The organism is Streptomyces boncukensis, assembly GCF_011045075.1.
Classification (GTDB): domain Bacteria; phylum Actinomycetota; class Actinomycetes; order Streptomycetales; family Streptomycetaceae; genus Streptomyces; species Streptomyces boncukensis.
This window is the reverse complement of record NZ_JAAKZZ010000937.1, coordinates 1-1515: the sequence shown is the minus strand read 5'-3', so window position 1 is coordinate 1515 and position 1515 is coordinate 1. Positions and strand designations below refer to the sequence as shown.

At 76.0% G+C, this 1515-nt stretch carries 1 protein-coding gene; it reads right to left on the bottom strand.

All coding sequences use genetic code 11. From position 1 onward, the window contains the following. Nucleotides 1–19: 19 nt before the first annotated feature. On the bottom strand, nucleotides 20–1480 hold the full coding sequence (locus G5C65_RS37145) for a rhamnulokinase (protein WP_241266337.1): 1461 nt from the start codon (nucleotides 1478–1480) through the stop codon (nucleotides 20–22). Between the last annotated feature and the right edge of the window lie 35 nt (nucleotides 1481–1515).

The following is a 1515-nucleotide window of genomic DNA, read 5'->3' as shown; positions in this document are numbered from 1 at the left end:
CGGACCCACCCCACGCGCCTCAGGCGCCGTGTGCGGGCTCCTCGTGCGGTCGTACGCGCGCGGCGGCCCGGTCCCAGGCCGCCGGGTCCCCGGCGGGTTCGTAGCGGCGCAGGTCCACACTGTCGCGCAGCAGGGCGCGCAGTGCCGGCAGGTCACCGCGCACGGCACCCGCGGTACGCGCCTGGACCAGGACGTTGCCGTACGCCGCCGCCTCCGCGGGACCGGCCACCACGGGCAGACCGCACGCGTCCGCCGTCAGCTGGCACAGCGGCGCGTTGCGTGCGCCCCCGCCCACGATGTGCACCGTCCGCACCCCGGCGCCGGACAGCCGCCGAGCGTCGGCGATGGCCGAACGGTGGGCGAGCGCGAGGGAGTCGAGGACGCAGCGGGTGGTCTCCACCGGGTCGCGGGGCACCGGCTGCCCCGTACGGCGGCATGCCTCAGCGATGCGGGCCGGCATGTCGCCCGGCGGCAGGAACGCCGGGTCGCCCGCGTCCACGACGGACCGCAGCCCCGGGGAGCGCGCGGCCCGCTCCAGCAGCGGGCCGAGCTGGTGCGGAGCGCCCGCGGCCTCCCAGGCGCGCAGGCACTCCTGGAGCAGCCACAGCCCCATGAGGTTGCGCAGATAGCGCACGGTGCCGTCCACGCCCAGCTCGTTGGTGAAGTTGGCGAGCCTGCTGTCCTCGCTCAGCACGGGCGCGTCCAGCTCCACGCCGGCCAGCGACCAGGTGCCGGTCGCGATGTACGCGAAATCCCGCCCGTCCGCGGGGACTCCGGCGACCGCCGAGGCGGTGTCGTGTGCACCGACAGCCGTCACGGGCACCGGGCCGGGCAGGCCCGTCTCGGCCAGTACGCCGGGCAGCAGCTCGCCCGCCGGGTCGCCGGGGCGGCGCAGCGGCGCGAAGAGCGACAGGTCGATACCGAGCGCCTCGGCGACGGGCTGCGACCACTCGCCCGTGCGGGGGTCGATGAGCTGGGTCGTGGAGGCGATGGTGAGCTCGGTCCCCTCCAGGCCGGTGAGCCAGTAGGAGAGCAGGTCGGGCGTCAGCAGCAGCCGCCGTGCGGCGGCCAGCTGCCGGGTGTGCCGTGCGGCCGTCAGCTGGTACAGCGTGTTGATGGGTATGCGCTGCAGTCCGGTCAGCGCGTACAGCTCCGGCGCGGGGAGCACCCTGTCGACTTCGGCGTCCATCCCCTCCGTCCGGGCGTCCCGGTAGTGCACCGGGTTGCCGAGCAGCGCGCCGTCCGCGTCCAGCAGCCCGTAGTCCACGCCCCAGGTGTCGATCCCCACCGAGGCCGGCGCTCCAGCGGAGGCGCCGGCGGCGCGCAGCCCGTCGAGCACGCCCTGGTACAGAGCCAGGATGTCCCAGTGCAGGGTGCCGTTCACGCGGACCGGGCGGTTGCCGAACCGGTGCGTCTCCTCCAGGGCGAGCTTGCCGTCCACCGGGCGTCCGACCATGACGCGCCCGCTGGACGCGCCCAGGTCGACGGCGGCGAAGGGCGCGGAGGGGGCGGGGC